Genomic DNA, 20,848 nt, shown 5'->3' with positions numbered 1-20,848 from the left:
ATTTGTGCCTCATCAGCAACAAATTCAACAACTTAGCGCAACATTTCGTTTCGTTCATCGTGTTGATGTGGTGTATTCTATACGGATTTAAAACAAGCGCAACCCCTATTTCTAAATTAATTAGAAATACTGAATTGTTCGATTATTTTTTAATCTAAAACTGTATATTTCAAAAATTATGCCTATTTTTAAAGCACAATTAAACACATTATTTGTATCTTGGCATCTTCATTATTCAGTCATGTAATAAAAAAGTCGGAAGAGTCCGACTTTCAATCACTTTGTTTATCTTTAAGCCACGAGAAATAGCGCTTAATTACTCTGTTCTGCCAGCCAAGTCATAAAAGCTTGTCTTTCTTGCTTTGTTGCATGTTGCCAACTCTGAATAAGTGTCTGTGTTGATACGTTTGAATTTAGAGTGGCTTGGGTAGTCTGAGAAGTATAAATTGGTGCTGGTTGATGTGCTTGAGGCGGTATTTGTGTTGCATCCAGTGTATCTGAATCTGAAAATACCGAACTCAGCCATGATTTACTAGCTTTAGCACCGGCTTGCTGAACCAATAATTGTTTGTTTTGGTCATATAAACCAATGATTGGTTCATCTTTATATTTTTCTGCTTGGTCAAAATCTTGTGGAGGATTAATTAATGCCAAGCTGTAATTATTACCATCTGTTAAAGCTGGTGTTTTTACTGTGACGACGCCTGATTTTAAAATGTCATGTGAATTGTCTGGATGTTGATAGTAACCACTATAACGAACACTGATTACATTCGTTCCAGCATTTAATTTTATTTTATTATTCGATCGCAAAAAATTAGTGCCAATTTCTTGATCATTGATAGCAACTATCTTAATTTCTTCAGGAACTGAAAGTGTGACTGCTGAAAAAGCGATACTACTTATTGCGAATGCGCCAATACCTGCCACAATTTTAAAAACCATGTCTATACTCTTGCTGTTCTATTCAATTTTAGATGCACTATGCAATGTATAAATGACAACTTTATGACAATGATTTTCTACGCATAAAAAAGAGTGCATAAGCACTCCTTTTTATGATGTTAAGCATTCAAAGCAAATGTATTGATTTAACTTTCTACTTTGAACTTTTATTCATCTGATTTGTGAATATTAATTAAATGTCTTAAAGCGTTCAGAATCATCAATAAATGTTTTGTCACCAGCAGGTGCTTCAATTGAACCAAATACCAATTGTGCTCGTAGCTTCCACGATTCAGGAATATTGAATTTAGCAGCAACCTCTGCATCTACAATTGGATTGTAATGTTGTAAAGATGCACCAATGTTTTGTTCTGCTAATGCTGTCCATACAGCAAACTGTGCTATTGCTGTTGAATGCTCTGACCATACTGGGAAATTATCCGCATATAAAGCAAATTGCTCTTGTAGTGCTTTTACCGTCGCTTGATCTTCATAAAATAATGCTGTACCAAACCCAGCAGCAAAACTACTAATTTTTGCATCAGTTCCTGCAAATGCTTCAGCTGGAACGATTTGACGTAAAGTCTCGCGTACAATATTCCAAAATTGCGTATGTGATTCACCAAATAAGGTCACAACGCGAGAAGTTTGTGAGTTAAAAGATGAAGGACTATGGCGTACTGCTTCTTGAATTGTCTCTTCAATAGCCTTTTGATCAACCGACAGGTTTTTACCAATCGCATAAATAGTACGGCGTTGTTTAATTTTATCTAGAAAAGACATTTTGAACCCTCTTGTTTTTGTATCGCAAATATTAGATATGCTCATCATAGAGGATTTATATGAATTCGAAATGACCAAATTTATGACATTACGTATCATTTTTAGAACACCCAAGTTACTTTAGTAAAAGTAAGCACGGTTAAAGCTTTATTTTTATTTAATAAATATTTTTAACAGATAAAGCGGTATAGACATACCGCTCGAATAAAAAAAACTCATGCATAGATACGGAAACTTTCGTGATCTTCTCGATCTTCTTTTTCTGGAATGGAGCCCTCAATAGAACCGAAAACCAGTTGCGCACGCATGAGCCAATCTGAATGAATATCAAAATGCTGATTAACAGCTTGATCAATCATTGGATTATAGTGCTGTAAAGATGCACCTATACCTAAATCGGCCAATGCAGTCCAAACTGCGAATTGAGCCATACCCTTAGCACACTTTGCGATTTTCATTTCAACACCCTCAAATACGCTGATGGGCACATTACGGCGCTCAACTTCTCGTACGATGTCCCAAAACTGCTGATGTGACTCACCAAAAAGCACAACGATACGCGTACTTTGCGAATTATAGGCCGATGGGCAACTGCGTACAGATTCTTGAATAAGTTCTGCAATGTATGCTTGACTAAAGTGAACTCGTTTACCTAGATCATAAATACTACGACGTTTTTTTAGCTGATCTACAAATGTCTGCTCTTCTGACACTTCTACATCTTTTTTCTTAAGCTTAAAATCTTTTGTGATATCTGCTGTTAGTACATGACTAATCTTGCTCAACAGTGCCATAGTGAATCCCCCAAAAATAAAATCACAACAACAATGTATTGATCAGCTTAGTGTAATAAATTTTGACCTTTAGAACTGAGTTGCTTTTTACTAATCCGTTTGTTTTTCCATCGCTTAGCACCCTTAAAAACAACAAACTCCGCACTAGGCGGAGTTTGTGTGAAATATCACACATTTTGAATTTTATGGTTTTCAAGCCTGTTTCAAATGTTTGATGCTTATTTATCAGTTTCAAAAAGTGCAGCTACAAATGATTTTGCCGAGAATGGACGTAAATCATCAATTTTTTCACCAACACCAATAAAACGAATAGGCACATGTGTACGGCTTGCAATATTAAACAACACGCCACCTTTTGCAGTACCATCAAGTTTGGTAATGGTTAAACCTGTAAGACCTACTGCCTCATCAAACATTTCAACTTGATTAATGGCATTTTGACCTGTACCCGCATCAACCACCAACATCACCTCGTGTGGTGCTGTTGCATCAATTTTTTGCATTACACGCTTAACTTTAGTCAATTCTTGCATGAGGTTGCTTTTATTATGTAAACGTCCCGCAGTATCTGCAATTAAGACATCTACACCTTTAGCACGAGCACTTTCAAAAGCATCATAAATCACCGATGCACTATCTGCACCATGGCCTTGCGCAACGACTGCAATATTATTGCGCTCACCCCAAATTTGAAGCTGTTCAGTTGCCGCGGCACGGAAGGTATCACCCGCCGCCAACATGACTTTTTTACCTTCGCCCTGTAAGCGTTTTGCTAACTTACCAATTGTGGTGGTTTTACCTACACCATTGACACCCACAACCAAAATTACATACGGATTTTTATTTAGATCTATATGTAATGGTTTTACACGTGGTGCAAGTAATGCAACTAGCTCTTCCTGAAGTGCTTTATACAATGAATGAGAATAAATCAAATCACCGCGTGCTGTACGTTCAGTCAGGTTTGCAATAATCGTTTTTGTTGCGTCTACACCAATATCTGCAACGAGAAGTTGTTCTTCAACCTCTTCCAATAATTCGTCGTCAATTTCTTTACCACCGATCAGAATGTTAACCATTCCATCTGCAAGGTTTTTACGGGTTTTGGTTAAACCCTCTTTCATACGACTGAAGAATCCGCCTTGTGGTGCTTCTTTTTCTACTTCTGCAACTTCTGGTGCTGCAGGCTCAGAAACAGGAGCTGGCGCTTTCGGAGTTTCTACAATTGGCACATTAACAGATGCTAAACTCGGTAATGTGACATCATCATCCCCAAAATCAGCATCAATCAAAAATTTATTTTGCCCATTAGATTGCTGTTGCATGCCGAATCCTTGAAAAGCACTGCGTTAAAAACAACGATTCTAACATAAGTTCCCAGTTTTTTAGCCATTCGTCTGCTTGCATTCCACTGCATGCTAAAAAACAACAGGGCTATCCTTGTGTTTCTTCTTAGGTTTATTAAAAATAGTGCTCTACCACACATGCTTATTTGGAATCGCTTGTGCGCACTCTTTATTTTCAATCTTTTTTAAATCGCGCTTCGCGAGCTCTTCTTTTGACCAGTTTATTGGGCACGGGTTTAATGTGCTCAATAACACATGCTGATTCTCGTAGTCAGCTCAGCCGCACAACTTTTGAAACAACGCTCAAAAATGGCTTGAAAGTGATTATTCGTGAAGACCATCGCTCTCCTATGGTCATGACGCATATCTGGTACAAAGTCGGCAGTACAGATGAATCAGGTAATCTTTTAGGAATTTCCCACGTACTTGAGCACATGATGTTCAAAGGTACAAATAAAGTACCCAATGATGAATTTACCCGCTTAAGCCGTTTATACGGCGGTAGTATTAATGCTGCGACATTTACCAATTACACCAATTACTACCAACTTTACCCTAAAACCTATTTTCCAATGGCTTTAGAGCTTGAAGCTGATCGCATGAGTAACTTAAAACTTAAGCAATCTGACTTTGAACCTGAAATTAAGGTCGTAATGGAAGAACGTCGCCAGCGTACAGATGATAATCCGCGTTCATGGGCTTTTGAACGTTTTAAATGGTTGGCTTATCCGACCAGTCACTATCGCCAACCTGTGATTGGCTATATGAAAAACCTGCAAAACATCCAACTGGATGATTTAAAGCAATGGTACAAGACTTGGTATGCGCCTAATAATGCAATTTTAGTTATTGTTGGGGATGTCAATGCAGAACAGGCATTACTACAAGTCCAAAAATACTTTGGTGATATTCCTGCACAAAAGCAACCACCCCGAAATGATGTCTTAGAATTTGAACGTCCAGGTTATCGACATTTAGAATTAAGCAATAATGTGCAAATTCCTAATTTATATATGGCATGGAATGTACACTCTTTAAGCTCAGCTAAAAATCCACAAGATGCTTATGTGCTCAACATCATCCGCAATTTACTTGATAGCGGTATTTCATCTCGCCTACAAGAACGCCTCATCCGTGATAAGAAAGTTTTAACTACTTTAAGTGTTTCTTATGACCCCTATAACCGCGGTGATAGCTTATTTAGTATTTCTGCTATGCCTGCCTCAGGGGTATCGCTAGAAAATGCACAAAAAGCCATACAAGCTGAAATAGATTCACTCAAAAATGAATTAATTGATGCCACTGAAATGGATCGTATACGTACCAAATTTATTGCCAATATGATTTACAACCAAGACGATATTGTCGGTCAAGCCAAAATGATTGGTAATCTTGAAGTCAATGATTTGAGCTTTCGCTTGATGGATGAGCTACCTCGCTACTACGAAAATGTCAGCCCACAAGATGTGCAAAAGGTTGCCAACACATATTTCGTTCGTGACAACTTAACCACCATGTACCTCACTCCAGAACAACCTTCTAAATAATGGATGCCAATATGTTCAATAAAACATCTTGCTTGTTATTGGCTCTCGTGTTTAGCGCAGGACTCAATCATGCTGTATACGCTTCTTCAGAAGAAGATTTTCTAAATAACGAAGAGAATCTTGACCTCTCACCAAATCAGTTACAGTCTATTCCACTTTTACAAAGCTTAAAAAACTTAAATACCGCAACTGAATATCAAGCACCTTATGTACATGAGCTCAAAAATCGTTATGGGGTACGCAGTTTATTCGTAGAGTCTCAAGACCTACCAATGGTGGACATACAACTTACCTTTAATGCGGGCGCTGCACGCGATACGGAAATTGCCAATGGGCTTGGCGGCTTAGCCAGTATGACCGCAAGACTCATGAGTGAAGGCACTGAGAAATATAATGCGACTCAAATTGCCAGTGTATTTGAACAAACAGGTGCCAGATTCAGCATTCAAGCATATAGAGATATGTTCGTGGTGCACCTACGTGTACTTTCAGACCCTAAAAAACGCGAACCTGCACTCAACATGTTGCTTGAAATTTTAAATAATGCGACCTTTAAAAATAACAGTCTCAGCTTAGCTGTAAGTAATAATCAAGCTGGCCAGCAACAACTTAAAGAAAACCCAAGTCGCTTAATGGGCATTCAGTTTTATCGAAGTGTTTATGGAACTCACCCCTATGCTGAGCCCATTACAGGCACCAACGGTAGTATTAAACGTATTAATCCAGAACGCTTAAAACAGTTCCGCGATAAATTCTTAGTCGCACAGAATATGAATATTGCGATTACAGGAAAACTGGACACGAAAGAAGCACAGAAACTTGCAGAGTATATTTCTAGCCACGTACCACAAGGTACAAAAGCGGGTGAATTAGCACAGCCACTAATCACCGATAAGTTTGTGATTAAGCATATACCATTCCAGTCAACTCAAGCCCACATCACTTTCGGTCATATTGGTACCACACGAAACGATCCAGATCGATTGGCCCTAGAAGTTGCCAATCGAATGTTTGGTGGCGGAGGCTTTAACTCAATTTTAATGCAAGAACTTCGTGTGAAACGAGGCTATACATACGGTGCCTATAGTAGTTTTAGTTTCAGTCAAGCACCCGGTGTATTTAGCTTCAGTTACTCTACACGCCAAGATCAACTCATGGACAGCATAAAAGTTGCCCATAAAGCCTTTGCAGAATTTATTCGACAGCCTATAGACCGTAAGCAATTAGAAGATACCAAAGCGGGTATGTTACGTGCTTATCCCAACAACTACAGCAGTAATGCTTCCATTAATGCCCAGCTTGGCTTGTTGGGATTTTATGGACAACCAGCAGACTATCTCAGTCAATATCCGAAATTACTGGCCAGTTTAACTGTCAAAGACATTGAAAACGCACTACGTAAACACTTACACGCAGACAATATGACAATTGTTATTGTTTCTCCAACGCTTGATCAAGATGAGTTACAAGGCATATTAGACGAAAACCTTACATCGACAGCGAGTGACAATACTCGCATCAAACCAAAATCCTAAAGACTTTCCTCTAAAGCATCAGGGAGTTGGTGCGCACGCACTGACTCCTGTTGATAGGCATGCATTAAGCGAAGGTACTGACGCATACTAATTTGGCGCTGTTGCTTAAGATTTTCAGCCATTTCCTGAGTGAGCGGATAACTATGTTGCTCTGATAACAACACCACATTATGAAATTTTTGAACTGAGATGGGACGAGTTAAGGCAAAACTAGATACACACAAAATGAGCGCAACAATCGTAGCAATCGAATAATTATAAATTTGCTCTAACTTTATTTTCGATAGATTGGTTTTAAATTGAAGAATTTTTTCTAAATCAATAGTCATACACTACCTCGAGTTAAAAGTAGTGTATGGAGGAGTTAGATGAAGTTCAAGTCACACTGCTGTTTTCTTGTACAAGCTGTAGACTTTGACACCAACAAGACTAAATTTAGCCACTATTTTGTTAAACAACGGCGCGAATAACCGCGAAATATAAAATTGCAGCAATGATCACCAAGACCACAACCATCGCAAATATACTCAACCCGCCTTCTGCTTCGGCAGGATGAAGATCATCGTCATCTGCAATGCTTAATAACTCACCATTGTAAACTTGATAAAAAGCCTCTCGTTGAGGTACATCAAGTTCACGTGTAAAGTCATATACACGCTTACGCTGTGCTAACCCAAATTCTCCCAAATGAATTTCATTATGAAAAATTGCTTCATCCAATTTTGTACGATGCAAGTGAGCGAGTGCGATCACTTGCTCCGCTGACGGAGGCATATCAAAACTTAAACCGTCTAAAGTACGACTCATGTGCTGTTCTCCTTGTTATTTAATTATTTTCACTAATTATATTAATAAATAATCAAACTGATCATTGTTTAATCATGTAAACTCAAACTCAGCAAGATAGGTTTTTATTTTTATTTGACAATTACCATATTTTGTAATATTAGTTTAACAATACTTAGTTATATTGAGTATGCATCAAGTAGGATCAATCGACCTATATAAGATGTGATCATAATTACAATAAGGAGTTTTATATGATTCAACAAATCTCTCAACATGAACTAGAACATGTTTATGCAAATGCGGTAAATACAATTCAATCACAAATGAATTTCATTGACGCGGTAACAGAACTAGAGCAAGCAGCACGCGCGGGCCACGGTAAAGCAGCGATGTTTTTAGCAGAACTTTATTATCAAGGTTTTCGTGTAGAACGTGATTCCTACAAAGCCCAATATTGGGAAAAGATGGCCACCATGCAGGCTTAATAAAACGTCACCTAGGTGGCGTTTTTTTTATCTTGAAATTTCATAAATACACATTTACTTACGCTTTTTTGGCTAAGCTTAAACACTAGTTTCATCTCTGACCATTAAAATAATCCGATGTTCCAACTACAGTTAGACAGATTTCAGATGCACACCTTTCACCCAATTTCTAAAGAGTTATTTTTTAAAATTACGATTTTAAAAACCATGATGTATTGTGGCGTGCTTTGGGGACTTTATCGAGACGGATGGGCAATGAGCAATGATGGAGAAGATTATATCTTCCCATTTTGGCTTAACGGCTTACAAGCACATCGCTATGCTAAAAAACATTGGCCACATTACACACCTAAAAGAATAACCCCTCAAGATTTTGAAGTGGCTTTACTCCCTACACTCACGCGTATACATGCCACACCAGCACTGTATACAGCAAATAAAAAATTTAAGCTGACCACAGCACAAATGCGACATTTTTTCTTTACGCCACGCCAATTTGTGATAGCTTAAAGATAGAGATATCACACAATAATTTTATGCATATCTTGGTATTGGATTTTTATGCAATCCACGATACTTTAAAACTAATAATAACGTTAAATATGGAATACAAAGATCATGACGAATGTAGCTCAAGTACTTCAAGAGAAAGCTTTTCAAACTGTTTACACCATACATCCAGATGCAACTGTACTTGATGCCATTAGTTTAATGGCCGAAAAAGGCATTGGTGCCATTGTAGTAACTGAAACAAATGGCCAAGTTGCAGGCATTCTCTCTGAACGTGATTACACACGCAAAATTGCCCTTATGCACCGTAAATCTTTTGATACCACCGTCAGTGAAATTATGACTGCAAAAGTACTTACCGTAACTCGAAATGCAACTGTAGAAGACTGCCTAGAACTGATGACAGATAAACATCTGCGTCACTTACCAGTGGTTGAAAATGATCAACTCCTTGGTCTAATTTCTATTGGAGATTTAGTGAAAGCTGCCATGGATGATCAACACAAATTGATCGAACAACTTCAGCAATATATTTCAGGTTAAAAAGTCTATTCGCCAAAAATCTCTGACTTTTCAGAGATTTTATTTAAATGAACCGTTTTTGTAATGACAAATAGATTACATTCAATAGACATTAAAAGAACATAACTAGAAATATACCTATTATGAATACACTCAAAAGTACCCAACTTAAAGTCACTCAGCTCAATCGTTTAATTGCTGAGCTCGAACAACTTATGGTTGACATGAAGAATGATGATTTACTGCATACTTATAGGCGCACAATTAATCTAGAAATTGCCAGTGCTATTGCCGAACTCTTAGATACAAAAGCCGTTATTTTTGCGCTATATCCAAATTTGATCCCACAAGACTCTCCTTCTACTTTTAACCATGATTTTTATAAAAAATATGTGCAAAAAAATATCCCAGTCAAAAACTGGGATAATTTAAATACACTATTAACACTTTACACACCCTCCAAAGAAGATGCTCAGCTAAGTCTATTTAGGAATATAGATTAATTTAAGCCTAATTTTGCTGCAACATAATCAGCATCTTTATCACCACGACCTGAAACGTTTACAACGATTTTGATATCTTTAGCTAGTTTTGGTGCTTCACGTAAAGCCCAAGCTACTGCGTGTGAACTTTCCAATGCTGGAACAATACCTTCAACACGTGATAGTGTCATAAATGCATCTAAACATTCTTGATCTGTTGCAGTCGTATATTCAACACGGCCTAAATCTTTTAATAAGCTATGCTGTGGCCCTACACCCGGATAATCCAAACCAGATGCAATCGAATGCACAGGTAAGGGCTCACCCTTTTCATCTTCTAGTACATAGCACGCCATACCGTGAATTTGACTTGGCTTACCTAAAGTTAAAGTAGCAGAGTGCATGTCTGTATCTAGACCATGGCCTGCGGGCTCCACACCCACCAATTTTACATTTGGCTCATTTAAGAATGCCGTAAATGCACCCACTGCATTTGAACCACCACCCACACATGCAACCACATAGTCAGGATTTGCACCAAAACGCTCATTGGTTTGAACCTTAATTTCTTCACCAATAATCGACTGAAAATCACGCACCATCATTGGAAATGGATGCGGACCAACCACAGAACCAATTGCATAAATGAAGTTTTTCGGATCTTTTAGATATTCTTCAAAAGCACTGTCCACTGCATCTTTAAGTGTTGCAGTACCACGTGTGACTGAAATTAGGTTTGCACCTAAAATTTTCATTTTCACCACGTTTGGATGTTCTTTTTCAATATCTACTTGCCCCATGTGAATTTCGCAAGGAATACCCACAAGAGCACATGCAGTTGCAAGTGCTACACCATGCTGGCCAGCGCCTGTTTCTGCAATCACTTTAGTTTTACCCATATATTTAGCAAGCAATGCTTCGCCTAAACAATGGTTAATTTTGTGTGCACCTGTATGGTTGAGGTCTTCACGCTTCAAATAAATTTGTGCACCACCTAACTTCTCAGACAAGCATTTTGCATGAAATAACGGACTCGGACGACCTACATAGTGAGCGAATAGCTCTTTTAATTCATCTTGAAATTCCGCATTTTGGCGGATCTCCTGATAAGCAACATTAATATCATCCATCGCTTGCTTTAAATCAGGTGGAATAAACTGACCACCATAATTACCAAAGAAGCCCTCTTCATTTGGTAAGGCAATGCCATTAATTTGATGATTCATAAAAAACCCCTGAGCATAAAGAGCGAAAAAATACTGACCTGATACTAACGAATTTCGACCAAACACAACAAGTCAAAATCTATATATTATTCAAAGTAGTTCACAAAACTTGCAACATCTTACAAGCAAATGACCAACTTATACCTAGCGTGCTAAATACTTAGTCATATCCTCAACACCCTTTAAGGTCATTGGATACATGTGATCCTCAAAGATTTGTTTGATTTGACCAATGGTTTGTGTGTAATGCCAATAATTATCTTCTTCTGGATTTAGCCAAGCCGTTTTATCAAAATGCTTACGCAGGCGGTGCAACCATACATTACCAGCTTCATCATTCATATATTCGACTGAACCACCCGCAGAGTTCAACTCATACGGCGCCATGCTGGCATCACCAACCACAATCACACGATAGTCACGCCCATAGGTATTAAACAAATCCCATGTATTCATACGCGTATTTGAACGACGGATATTGTCTTTCCAAACATAGTCATACAAACAGTTATGGAAATAAAAATATTCAAGGGTTTTAAATTCGGTTTTGGCTGCTGAAAAGAGTTTTTCACATTGGGCAATGTGAGCATCCATCGAGCCACCCACATCAAACAGCATCAGCACTTTAATACGGTTACGGCGCTCAGGCACCAATTGCACATCTAAAATACCCTGTTTGGCAGTTTCACGAATCGTGCCATCAATATCGAGCTCTTCAGCAGCACCTTGACGGGCAAATTTACGTAAACGGCGCAGCGCCATTTGCATCTGACGGCTACCTAAAATTTGGTCATCATCCAAATTACGGTATTGGCGTTGCTCCCACACTTTAACCGCGGAACGTTTTCGCCCAGGACCACCAATGCGTACACCTTCAGGATGATCACCAAAAGCACCAAAAGGTGATGTGCCTCCCGTACCAATCATCTTATTACCGCCCTGATGCTTTTTATGTTGTTCACGCAAGCGTTCTTCCAACATTTTCATCAGTTCTTCGAGCGAACCTGCTTTTTTGAGTTCTTCACGTTGTTCTGGTGTGAGGTGCTTTTCAAGCAACTCCAAATCAAACCATTCTTTGGGTAATTTGTGCACCTGATTGAGCAATTCATCTAAATCAAAGGTCGATATACCATCAAAATAGTCTTTCATTGCACGGTCAAATTTATCAAAGAAGCGTTCGTCTTTCACCATGACAGTTTTTGCAAGCTGATAGAACTCATCTTGGTCTGCAAATACCAAACCTTCTGCCACAGCTTCATTTAGATCAATCAGCTCACGTGTAGAAACAGGAACGCCGTATTTTCGAAGGGTATAAAACAATCGCACAAACATAGGCGAATAAAATCCATTAAATTTATAGTGAATCTAAACAGATCATACAATCACACCCAAGCTCTTTTGGGTCAATTTTGTGAAGTACATATCTTTTGAACGGTAGCCTTTTCTTCAATATTATTCAAAATCACTTTTATAAGTAAAGTGGCAAGCTGTAACTCACCATTCAGCATATTTTAAACAATACAACAGGCTTCTCATCAGTCATCTATTAAAAAACAAAAGCTGGACATTCCAGCTTTTGTTTTTTATTTCATCGCTTAACGACGTGACATAAATGCCAAACGTTCTAGCAACTGTACATCTTGCTCATTTTTAATCAGCGCCCCATAAAGTGGCGGTATTGATTTTGATTTATCTGTATTTCGCAAAATATCTTCAGGCATATCATCTGCCATCAACAAGCTCAACCAATCAATCAATTCAGAGGTTGAAGGTGGTTTCTTTAAGCCCGGAATTTGACGTAATTTAAAGAATACCTGTAAAGCTTCATTGACCAATGTTGCAGAAATATTTTCGAAGTGTACATCGATAATTTCACGCATCGTGGTTTCATCTGGGAATTCAATATAATGAAAGAAACAACGACGCAAGAATGCATCTGGTAGTTCTTTTTCATTATTTGAAGTAATGATTACGATCGGACGTTGGGTCGCTGTAATGGTTTCACCCGTTTCATAGACATAAAACGACATTTTATCGAGTTCATGTAATAAGTCATTCGGAAACTCGATGTCTGCTTTATCAATTTCATCAATCAATAAAACACAGCGCTCTTCACTGGTAAATGCTTCCCACAATTTACCTGGCTTAATATAGTTTTTAATATCGTACACACGGTCATCGCCCAACTGACTATCACGTAAACGTGAAACAGCATCATACTCATACAAGCCTTGCTGTGCCTTTGTGGTTGATTTGATATGCCATGTGATCAGCTTAAGACCTAAACTTTCAGCAACCTGTTCTGCGAGTAGCGTTTTACCTGTGCCAGGCTCGCCTTTTACAAGCAATGGTTTTTGAAGAGAACGCGCAGCTTTCACTGCAAGTTTTAAGCTATCCGTAGCGATATATTGAGCCGTGCCATTAAATTGCTGATTTTCAACAGACATGTCATAACCTTTATTTTTTTACTTTAAAGCGGTGAAGTTTTATTGTGAACAACATTTGAGGCTTTGTTGGCGGTATATTTTGACCATAAGTAGCCAAGTACCATACAAATACCCAATACAAAGAGAATAAGCGATAAATTTGCCCACACTAAAGCTTGGTCTTTGGTTAACACACCAAAAAGCAAACCAAAAATTGCTGGCGCAATCGAGGCATTGTTTCCTTCAGATACCGTTGGCGTCAATAGAATGGCAAACATGATAATCCATGTCATGCCACCCAAGAGCTTCGGCAAGCGTTTCGCCACGCCATACCAGCACAGTAGCGCAATAAAGCTACCGAGCAAATATACCGTGACAGCTATGCTATCTTCAGGAATTGAGTCTAATACAGCCCATAAACTATCCATTTCACAACTCCTGAATTTTAATTAAGCACCGCGTAGGCCTTCTGGCGCAACTGCATTAGGGTCAATTAAGCCTTCTGGAGGCATTTGTAGGAAAAACCCTTTCGTAACAATTGAATCCATCACATGAAGCACATTTACACGTGCCAATTTACGTGATTCACTCAACTCCAAATCCATAACAAAAGTTGCACGGCCAAATGCGGTACGCACTGCTTCAGGCAAAACTTCGAGCGGATTTGCTGGCTCTTGGTTTTCTTTGATTTCCTGACGAGCAATGTAAATATACATTTCGTCTTTTTTGCTCGATTTGTAAATTGAACAGAACATAATTTGAAACAACACTCCTAAAATGCAAGGCAAAGGATACATCAAAAAAAAGACTGATACATTAATGTTTATTAACGCATCAGTCGTGAATTTGTACAATTGCCAAATCTTTAATCAATTCGGCGCAATTAATCACTCACTTTCATTTGTGTCGACAAATAAGTTTCATCTGCACGCAATACTTCAATCAAAGGTTTGGTGAGTATGTCATAGCGCCAGCCTAATAAATAATTAGGTAAATCTTGCTCATCATTACGAAATACCACGTGTTGATATAAAGCATTCAGCCATTTTTTACGCATCAATACTTCTTTCGGCACTGTGGTTTCATCCACGACTTTTTGAATTGTCAATTCTACACGCTGACTAATGTCTTGTGATGAATGACGAATTGGACGTGCCATACGCAATGGCCATTCCGCTTGCTCTGGCAAATACTTGAGCAAGTCTAAAATTGTTTTCCCATGCTCGCGTATAATGTTTGGACGGATTCCCTTAATACTGCTTAGCTGGAAATGATTGCGCGGATTTTTCTCCACCAAATCTTGCATAGTGGCTGATTTTAAAATGAAACTACGTGGCTGATTTAAGGCCTTCACCATTTGCTCACGCCAAACAGCCAGTTGCTGTAGCTGCATCAGTTGTTTACGACTATTACGGAAGTTACCAACATCTGAGTACAACTGGTGTACAGGGGTTTCTACGCCAATTTCATAGGTCAAATTACGACAATCTTCAAGTACACAGTCCAATAATTGCTTTTGCTCTAATTCATTTTTTACTTTTTCAGAAAGCAACATGATGTATTCGACATCATTGGCTGCATATTTTAATTGATCCAAGCTTAATGGACGAGCAAGCCAATCTGAACGGGTTTGATCCTTTTCAATATCAACATCTAACATGAGTTTTAATGCATTTTGATAACTAACTTGTAAGCCATGACCTAAAAATGACATACCAACTTGAGTATCAAACACATTGTCTAAAGATTTATGTGAGGCATAGTGATAAATAAGATCAATATCTTCACTACACGCATGAAAAACGTTTTGCTCTGCACCAAACAACTTTATCCAAAATTCACTCAAATCCAGTGCAGCACCATCTAATAAGAACACTTCACCATTGACATTGATTTGAAATACACCAAGTTTCGGCCACAGCGTATCTACCTTAATAAATTCAGTATCTAATCCATAAATGGGATACGAATCCATTAAGTTAATCACTTTTTGTAAATCTTGCTGTTGTTGAATAAATTGATACATAAGACTGCGGAATCTATAGCAAAAACTGTTTTCGCCTATTTTAACCGATATATAAGATATTTATATAACTAATTTTTGTATATTGGTTATATTTTTTTAAATATATTGGTAGTTTATTGCTTTTTCAGATAAATTATTATCGTTTTTTTGTATTATTAAGATAGATTAAAATAAGTGTAGCATCTACTCCACTTATTTCATTCTCATTCGGTTGTGTACTGCCTGACTGAGTGTATGACTGTCTACATACTCCAGCTCACCACCTTGTGGTACACCTTGTGCTATACGCGTCATATTGACTGGCAAATGTTTAGCAGCTTCAACTAAATAATGTGCTGTTGCTTGCCCTTCAACCGTCGCATTGGTTGCCAAAATAACCTCCGTCACCAGACCATCCGATAGACGTTGAATTAAGTAAGGTATACCAATTTCTTCAGGGCCGATACCATCTAATGGCGACAAATGACCACCGAGCACATGATATTTACCTTTAAAACTACCACTTTGCTCAATTGCCATCACGTCAGCAGGAGACTCAACCACACAAAGCAGTTGCTCATCACGGTCGTTTGATAAACAAATATCACAAACTTCATTTTCTGTCAGTGAATGACACACTGCACACTCATGAATATAACTGGTTGCCTCATTTAACGCATGCGCCAAACCTAAAGCACCTTCTTTATTTTTCATGATTAAATGCAAAGCCATGCGTTGAGCCGATTTCGGCCCAACACTTGGTAAAATGCGTAATGCTTGAACGAGTTGATCAAAACGTCCACTAAACATGCAAGACGCTTCCTTAGAACAATCCAGACAAACCAGGTGGTAAACCCATACCTGAATTTGCAGATTTCATTTTTTCTTCAGTGATGACTTCAGCTTGACGCGCAGCATCATTCATTGCCGCTGCAATAAGGTCTTCAATCATATCTGCATCATCTTGAAGTAATTCAGGATTAATTTCGATACGTTTAACAACATTACGGCAAGTCATAGTCACTTTAACTAGACCACCACCAGCTTCTGCATGAACTTCCGTTTGTGCAAGCTCTTCTTTAGCCTTCTTAACGTTGCTTTCCATATCTTTTTGCATACGCTGAGCTTGCTGCATCAACATGTTAATGTTCATAAAATACTCCGAACAATAAACTTTTTAATTGGCTTAAATTAAATCTAAACCACGAGAAATATCGCGAATGATATCATTAATATCTTCCAAACCAACAGAAACTCGAATTAAACCTTCACTAATTCCTGCTGCTTGTTTAGCTTCTGCCGACATTCTACCGTGAGAAGTAGTTGCTGGATGTGTAATTGTCGTTTTTACATCACCCAAGTTACTGGTAATTGATAAGAAACGCGTATTATCAATGACAGTCCAAGCGCCTTCACGCTCACCTTTAGCAACAAACGATACTACACCACCAAAACCTGATTGTTGTTTCTTCGCAAGTTCATGGCCTTCATGATTTGGCAAACCTGCATAATAAACTTTTTCAACTTTTGGATGAGCATCTAACCATTCAGCTAAAATTTGCGCGCTTGCACAGTGTGCTTTCATACGTAAACTTAAAGTTTCTAACCCTTTTAAGAACACCCATGCATTAAATGGACTCATAGAATTACCCAATGTACGAATCACACCGGTAATTTCTTCCATCAGTTTAGCACTACCGACCACCGCACCACCTAAAGCACGACCTTGACCATCGATATATTTAGTCGATGAATAAATAACAAGGTCTGCACCAAACTTAAGTGGTTGCTGTAATACTGGCGTACAGAACGTATTATCTACTGCAAATAAAGCGCCTTGTGCATGTGCAATATCCGCAATTGCCTGCAGATCACCCACTTGAGCCAATGGGTTAGATGGAGTTTCAATGAAAAGTAAACGCGTATTTGGACGAATGGCTTGTTTCCATGCATCTATATCTTCTAAATCAACAAAAGTGACATCTACACCAAACTTGATTACATATTTTTCAAACAATGAAATAATCGAACCAAACACAGCACGTGAACATACAACATGGTCACCCGCCTTCAAGTAAGCTAATGTCACCGCATGCACACCCGCCATACCAGAACTCGTTGCTACAGCAGCTTCAGCACCATCTAAAACAGCTAGACGCTTTTCAAATGTTTGAACTGTTGGGTTGGTATAACGTGAATAGGTATTGCCTTCAATTTGCCCTGAAAATTTTGCAGCAGCGTCGGCTGCACTTTCACACACAAAAGACGAAGTTAAGAAGATCGGCTCACTATGCTCTCCCTCAGAAGTACGATTGTGACCTGTACGAATAGCCAAGGTATCTAGTTGATATTCGATGTCGTCTTGTTGGTTCATTAGCATTACTCAGTCCAATGACTGCCTTTTGTTAATTATTGCCAATATTTTGAGCGCCTAAGCTATTTAAGGTCAAGGTATAATAAGCAAATATCGCTTAGACTTCGATCAAACCTACAAGGATATAGGCCAACAATCACCATGAACCCATTGAAAAAAAGCCTTTTAACACAGCAAAAAAAACTAAAGCACCTCTCTACACGTTTTTTTAATGCAAAATCATTGGTGTTATCACAAACCAATCCTTACGAGGTCATTGAAGAATATAAATTTTGTCAGGTTCGCCATTACGCATCACCCAACCGTAAATACCAAGAACCCTTAGTCTTTGTCGCACCCTTAGCCATCAATATGGCAATCTACGACCTTTACCCTTATCGTTCACTAGTCAAACACTTTCAACACAGTGGTTTTGAAGTTTATTTAATTGAATGGAATAAGCTCAGTTATCAAGATCGTTTCCTCGATTTTTTATCATTTATTGATGATGCCATCCCTCACTGTGTCGACAAAATCTGTACACATGCCAACAGCCCACAAATTTCTTTGCATGGTTGGAGTATGGCTGGTATTTTTGTCACGCTATACACTGCCTTAAGCACATCCAACCGTGTCAAAAACCTCATGGTGATGGGTAGCCCTATTGATAGCTATGCCTCTGGCCGCGTTGGTCGACTCTTTCAAAATATCAATCAATTGATTTCACGTAGTCAATCACTCAAAAATACGATTTACAGCGGTAAAATTCCTAAAAGAATGATTCATACACCTGGTTTGCTAAATGCAGTCGGCTTTAAAATATTAGATCCTAAGGGCTGGTATTACAGTCAAAAACAATTTTTGTTTAATCTAGCAGACCCTCAAGCACTGTATGAACATGCCACTATGGGCAACTTTCTCAACCACATGATTGATTATCCTGGCGGTATTAATCAGGACATGGTTTTGCATCTATGGCTACAAAACCCCCTAAAAGGCGGTGTTATTCAGTTGAAAGATAAGATTATAAAATTAAAAGATATTCACGCTCCCCTGTTTATTGGCGCGGGTTCTAGCGATCAGATTGTTACCGCAGCAGCAGCTCAGCCCTTAGGTGAATTGACAAGTAGCCAAGATGTCACGTTTACTCTTATCCCCGGTGGGCACTTAGGCCTCATGTCGAGCCAAAAAAGCGCAAATGAATTTTGGCCTAAATTAACCACATGGCTTGAACAAAGATCGACAGTTATTAAAAATTAAATTAGGGTTTTATTATGATTCAATCAGTTGCATTCATTGGTTTAGGCGCAATGGGCTACCGCATGGCAGCACACTTACCCAAGCACTTTGATACCGTTTATGTATGGAATCGTAATTTTGACAAAGCCAAACAACATGCAAATGAGTTTGGCACCCTTGCTGTAGATCTACAACAAGCAGTACAAGCTGACATTATTTTTTCCTGCTTACCGACCAGTGCAGATATTGAAGCTTTAATTGCTGGCATTAATATCCGAGCAGGCAGTATTTGGGTGGATTGCACCAGTGGTGTACCGAGTTCAGCTAAGCGCTTAGCACCACTATTTCTACAGCAGAATGCATTTTACTTAGATGCTCCAGTATCTGGGCAAACAATAGGCGCAGAAAATGCAAGCCTCACCTTTATGATTGGGGGTGATCAACACGCATTTAAGCAAGCCTTGCCTGCTATCCAAGTGCTCGGCAAGCTTATTCAACATGTGGGTGAATCAGGTGCAGGTTTTGCTGTAAAAGCAGTCAACAATATGCTCATGGCTGTCAATTTGTGTGCCGCTTCTGAAGGCCTGACTGTGCTTAAAGCACATGGCGTAGATTTACACGCCGCTTTAGATTGTATTAATGCATCAAGCGGTAAAAGTAATGCGACAGAAACCATTTTACCGCAACGGGTACTCAATCGTAGTTTCCCATTAACCTTTGCCTTGCCATTATTAGCAAAAGATACAGGAATTGCTGTAGATTTAGTTCGCACAGCCAAACTTTCTGCACCTGTCATTTCCCTTGCGCAAAACTTAGTTCAAGTTGCCAGCGACACTGCTGAAGAAAATAGTGACTTTTCAACTGTCGCAAAAATGTACGAATCATGGAGTAATATTACAATTGAGTAAGATCTCGCCATTGAAAATACATAATTAATTCGAATACTGTGATGGTGTGATCACACACATTGTTACAAACACAGAGGAAACTCGTATGAACAATTTCAAAGTTGCGGCATTGGTTGGCTTTGTTTCGCTATTAGGGGCATCTACAGTAGCTATGGCGTCTGAGCAAGAATGTCAAAAACTCAAGAATGATCATGATGTCATCTATGCATCAAAAGGCTTTTGTTTTAAAGACCCTGATGCTAAAGCAAAGTATGGTAATGACAATTGCTATACAACCAAACCAAAATTTTCAGAAAAAGAGCAACAACGTCTTGACGCGATCAAAGATCGTCAGAAAGAATTGAACTGTAAATAATTACAGTTGAAAAACAGCTTAAGGAAATCTGTCATGGCTTATGATGACCAAAACATTTTTGCAAGAATTTTACGCGGTGAATTACCTGCGATTAAAGTTTATGAAGATGAACGTGTTCTTGCATTTATGGATATTATGCCTCAAGCAGAGGGCCATACTTTGGTTATCCCAAAGTCACCTGCAGTCACCCTACTTGACCTCGCACCAGAAGAAGCAGCCTACACAATTCAAATTGTACAGAAGGTTGCCAAAGCGATTGAAACAGCTCTTCAAGTTGAAGGCATCGTTTTAATGCAACTTTCTGGCGTAGCTGCTGGTCAAACAGTGCCACATGTGCACTTCCACCTTATTCCTAGCTCTGTACATGAGCTAGGGAAACATGCAGCACAAATGGGTGATCAGGACAAAATTAAAGCCTTGGCTGAAAAGATTAAAGCAGCACTTTGAAATATGAATGTCATATTTTGAATATCTTAAAATGGAGCTTCGGCTCCATTTTTTATATATGGCGCTTTTCAATATGCAAAATAAAAAAGCCAGCAACAATCCCACCAACTATATTTAATAAAATAAATACAAATACTTAAACCATAAAAAA

General features: G+C 38.6%; 25 protein-coding genes. 10 read left to right on the top strand and 15 right to left on the bottom strand.

The genetic code is table 11. The features are described from left to right. Positions 1 to 312 precede the first annotated feature (312 nt). From EXE29_RS04315 to ftsY, 4 genes are all read right to left on the bottom strand, one after another. Entirely contained in the window at positions 313 to 945 is a 633-nt protein-coding gene (locus tag EXE29_RS04315; RefSeq protein ID WP_120363934.1) for a DUF2057 family protein, read from the bottom strand. A 189-nt stretch (positions 946 to 1,134) separates the two neighbouring features. After that, complete coding sequence (locus tag EXE29_RS04310; protein ID WP_106986690.1) at positions 1,135 to 1,728, bottom strand: nitroreductase family protein; 594 nt, start codon at positions 1,726 to 1,728, stop codon at positions 1,135 to 1,137. Positions 1,729 to 1,943: 215 nt separating this feature from the next. Continuing rightward, positions 1,944 to 2,522, bottom strand: coding sequence for a nitroreductase family protein (locus tag EXE29_RS04305; RefSeq protein WP_120363935.1), 579 nt, complete (start codon positions 2,520 to 2,522; stop codon positions 1,944 to 1,946). A gap of 218 nt (positions 2,523 to 2,740) precedes the next feature. Beyond that, positions 2,741 to 3,847, bottom strand: coding sequence for a signal recognition particle-docking protein FtsY (gene ftsY / locus EXE29_RS04300; RefSeq protein ID WP_120363936.1), 1,107 nt, complete (start codon positions 3,845 to 3,847; stop codon positions 2,741 to 2,743). Between the two features lie 260 nt (positions 3,848 to 4,107). Here ftsY and EXE29_RS04295 point away from each other — a divergent pair, with 260 nt between their 5' ends. Together EXE29_RS04295 and EXE29_RS04290 are read left to right on the top strand one after the other, a co-directional pair. Then, a complete protein-coding gene (locus EXE29_RS04295; RefSeq protein ID WP_106986692.1) occupies positions 4,108 to 5,415 on the top strand; it encodes a M16 family metallopeptidase in 1,308 nt (435 codons plus the stop codon). 11 nt (positions 5,416 to 5,426) lie between these two features. Next, a complete protein-coding gene (locus EXE29_RS04290; RefSeq protein WP_120363937.1) occupies positions 5,427 to 6,950 on the top strand; it encodes a M16 family metallopeptidase in 1,524 nt (507 codons plus the stop codon). On the opposite strand, the gene EXE29_RS04285 is transcribed toward EXE29_RS04290, so the two are convergent. Then, positions 6,947 to 7,279, bottom strand: a complete 333-nt coding sequence (locus tag EXE29_RS04285) for a hypothetical protein (RefSeq protein WP_106986686.1) — start codon at positions 7,277 to 7,279, stop codon at positions 6,947 to 6,949. The two genes, EXE29_RS04290 and EXE29_RS04285, sit on opposite strands and share 4 nt — an antisense overlap. A 121-nt stretch (positions 7,280 to 7,400) precedes the next feature. Then, on the bottom strand, positions 7,401 to 7,757 hold the full coding sequence (locus tag EXE29_RS04280; protein WP_106986685.1) for a hypothetical protein: 357 nt from the start codon (positions 7,755 to 7,757) through the stop codon (positions 7,401 to 7,403). A gap of 233 nt (positions 7,758 to 7,990) precedes the next feature. Here EXE29_RS04280 and EXE29_RS04275 point away from each other — a divergent pair, with 233 nt between their 5' ends. From EXE29_RS04275 to EXE29_RS04260, 4 genes are all read left to right on the top strand, one after another. Continuing rightward, positions 7,991 to 8,224 (top strand): hypothetical protein, encoded by a 234-nt coding sequence (locus tag EXE29_RS04275; RefSeq protein ID WP_106986684.1) that lies wholly within the window; start codon positions 7,991 to 7,993, stop codon positions 8,222 to 8,224. A gap of 147 nt (positions 8,225 to 8,371) precedes the next feature. After that, a complete protein-coding gene (locus tag EXE29_RS04270) occupies positions 8,372 to 8,734 on the top strand; it encodes a DUF2750 domain-containing protein (RefSeq protein ID WP_106986683.1) in 363 nt (120 codons plus the stop codon). Between the two features lie 108 nt (positions 8,735 to 8,842). Further along, the gene (locus EXE29_RS04265; RefSeq protein WP_106986682.1) at positions 8,843 to 9,277 is read left to right on the top strand and encodes a CBS domain-containing protein; all 435 of its coding nucleotides are present in this window, start codon (positions 8,843 to 8,845) and stop codon (positions 9,275 to 9,277) included. Between the two features lie 122 nt (positions 9,278 to 9,399). Then, entirely contained in the window at positions 9,400 to 9,759 is a 360-nt protein-coding gene (locus tag EXE29_RS04260) for a hypothetical protein (RefSeq protein ID WP_120363938.1), read from the top strand. Here the strand turns inward: EXE29_RS04260 and trpB are convergent. The 9 genes from trpB to EXE29_RS04215 all read right to left on the bottom strand — a co-directional run bounded on the left by trpB (position 9,756) and on the right by EXE29_RS04215 (position 17,769). Continuing rightward, a complete protein-coding gene (gene trpB / locus EXE29_RS04255) occupies positions 9,756 to 10,964 on the bottom strand; it encodes a tryptophan synthase subunit beta (protein ID WP_120363939.1) in 1,209 nt (402 codons plus the stop codon). The two genes, EXE29_RS04260 and trpB, sit on opposite strands and share 4 nt — an antisense overlap. A gap of 144 nt (positions 10,965 to 11,108) precedes the next feature. After that, the gene (locus EXE29_RS04250) at positions 11,109 to 12,296 is read right to left on the bottom strand and encodes a vWA domain-containing protein (RefSeq protein ID WP_120363940.1); all 1,188 of its coding nucleotides are present in this window, start codon (positions 12,294 to 12,296) and stop codon (positions 11,109 to 11,111) included. Between the two features lie 263 nt (positions 12,297 to 12,559). Next, a complete protein-coding gene (locus tag EXE29_RS04245) occupies positions 12,560 to 13,411 on the bottom strand; it encodes an AAA family ATPase (RefSeq protein WP_106986678.1) in 852 nt (283 codons plus the stop codon). Positions 13,412 to 13,434: 23 nt separating this feature from the next. Further along, the gene (locus EXE29_RS04240; protein ID WP_106986677.1) at positions 13,435 to 13,818 is read right to left on the bottom strand and encodes a hypothetical protein; all 384 of its coding nucleotides are present in this window, start codon (positions 13,816 to 13,818) and stop codon (positions 13,435 to 13,437) included. 21 nt (positions 13,819 to 13,839) lie between these two features. Next, the gene (locus tag EXE29_RS04235; RefSeq protein ID WP_106986676.1) at positions 13,840 to 14,145 is read right to left on the bottom strand and encodes a YcgL domain-containing protein; all 306 of its coding nucleotides are present in this window, start codon (positions 14,143 to 14,145) and stop codon (positions 13,840 to 13,842) included. A gap of 128 nt (positions 14,146 to 14,273) precedes the next feature. Then, positions 14,274 to 15,416, bottom strand: coding sequence for a ribonuclease D (locus EXE29_RS04230; RefSeq protein WP_117006753.1), 1,143 nt, complete (start codon positions 15,414 to 15,416; stop codon positions 14,274 to 14,276). Positions 15,417 to 15,608: 192 nt separating this feature from the next. Next, positions 15,609 to 16,205 (bottom strand): recombination mediator RecR, encoded by a 597-nt coding sequence (recR, locus tag EXE29_RS04225; RefSeq protein ID WP_106985025.1) that lies wholly within the window; start codon positions 16,203 to 16,205, stop codon positions 15,609 to 15,611. Between the two features lie 13 nt (positions 16,206 to 16,218). After that, on the bottom strand, positions 16,219 to 16,548 hold the full coding sequence (locus EXE29_RS04220; RefSeq protein ID WP_106985024.1) for a YbaB/EbfC family nucleoid-associated protein: 330 nt from the start codon (positions 16,546 to 16,548) through the stop codon (positions 16,219 to 16,221). Positions 16,549 to 16,581: 33 nt separating this feature from the next. Next, the gene (locus EXE29_RS04215) at positions 16,582 to 17,769 is read right to left on the bottom strand and encodes an O-succinylhomoserine sulfhydrylase (protein ID WP_106985033.1); all 1,188 of its coding nucleotides are present in this window, start codon (positions 17,767 to 17,769) and stop codon (positions 16,582 to 16,584) included. A gap of 141 nt (positions 17,770 to 17,910) precedes the next feature. Between EXE29_RS04215 and EXE29_RS04210 the strand changes: the two genes are divergently transcribed. The 4 genes from EXE29_RS04210 to EXE29_RS04195 all read left to right on the top strand — a co-directional run bounded on the left by EXE29_RS04210 (position 17,911) and on the right by EXE29_RS04195 (position 20,697). Then, positions 17,911 to 19,008, top strand: coding sequence for an alpha/beta fold hydrolase (locus EXE29_RS04210; protein ID WP_120363941.1), 1,098 nt, complete (start codon positions 17,911 to 17,913; stop codon positions 19,006 to 19,008). A 14-nt stretch (positions 19,009 to 19,022) separates the two neighbouring features. Beyond that, complete coding sequence (locus EXE29_RS04205; RefSeq protein WP_120363942.1) at positions 19,023 to 19,895, top strand: NAD(P)-dependent oxidoreductase; 873 nt, start codon at positions 19,023 to 19,025, stop codon at positions 19,893 to 19,895. Positions 19,896 to 19,980: 85 nt separating this feature from the next. Beyond that, entirely contained in the window at positions 19,981 to 20,250 is a 270-nt protein-coding gene (locus EXE29_RS04200; RefSeq protein WP_106985021.1) for a YARHG domain-containing protein, read from the top strand. Positions 20,251 to 20,283: 33 nt separating this feature from the next. Further along, complete coding sequence (locus tag EXE29_RS04195) at positions 20,284 to 20,697, top strand: HIT family protein (protein WP_117006750.1); 414 nt, start codon at positions 20,284 to 20,286, stop codon at positions 20,695 to 20,697. The last annotated feature ends 151 nt before the right edge of the window (positions 20,698 to 20,848 follow it).

The sequence above is a fragment of the Acinetobacter sp. WCHAc060006 genome (genome assembly GCF_004209135.1).
Classification (GTDB): domain Bacteria; phylum Pseudomonadota; class Gammaproteobacteria; order Pseudomonadales; family Moraxellaceae; genus Acinetobacter; species Acinetobacter cumulans.
The sequence above is the reverse complement of the archived record's forward strand: the minus strand, read 5'-3'. Positions and strand labels throughout refer to the sequence as shown.